Source organism: Candidatus Symbiopectobacterium sp. NZEC127 (assembly GCF_025962675.1).
Classification (GTDB): Bacteria; Pseudomonadota; Gammaproteobacteria; order Enterobacterales; family Enterobacteriaceae; genus Symbiopectobacterium.
Genome location: NZ_JAGFPG010000041.1, coordinates 1 through 641 on the forward strand (window position 1 = coordinate 1; position 641 = coordinate 641).

A 641-nucleotide genomic window follows, 5' to 3' on the forward strand; every position below is an offset into this window, starting at 1 on the left:
TTTTGTTAAAATCCATAGTAAAGACTTTATCCGGCGTGCAATCTTTCACTGTCGCATAAGAGGATACTGAAAACAATAACAATAACAATAACAATAACAATAACAATTGGCTATTATTTGTGCCGAATGCATGTGCTTTATTTTTCATATATACCACACAAAGATTAACGTAAGTTTACCAGCAATAAAAACATGCTGTTTTCATTGTTTATTCATTAATGAAATAAATTTTATTTCATCGGAAGCACTATAGCAAATATCCACTGTTATTCCTGCCAACCAAGATGTTTTAAGAAGATCATATATATAAGAAGAGCTACTGCTTACATTGTAAATGTACAGATGGTTAGATTTTCCACTTATATACACATGGATTTTATCTCCACCTGAAAAAACATAAAGCCCATCAATTATAGCATTTTTATAAAAATTACCTTTAAATGATGACGTACAGTCTGTTTCCTGACCTATTCTAGATTCACCAAGCGGAGCAGTAGTTCCATGAGCATGGAATGTAACTAGAAAAATAAAAAAATACATATAAATTTTTAGTTTCATATCATACACCATCCGTCAAAAAAGTGCTATGAATATAATCTCTATATTTTATGAGATTTTGTCACAGATGCAAAATGTTATTT

General features: G+C 29.8%; 1 protein-coding gene. It reads right to left on the bottom strand.

Going from position 1 to position 641, the window contains the following annotated elements; genetic code table 11:
• Nucleotides 1-201: 201 nt before the first annotated feature.
• Nucleotides 202-558, bottom strand: coding sequence for a hypothetical protein (locus tag J5069_RS23810; protein WP_264646124.1), 357 nt, complete (start codon nt 556-558; stop codon nt 202-204).
• Between the last annotated feature and the right edge of the window lie 83 nt (nt 559-641).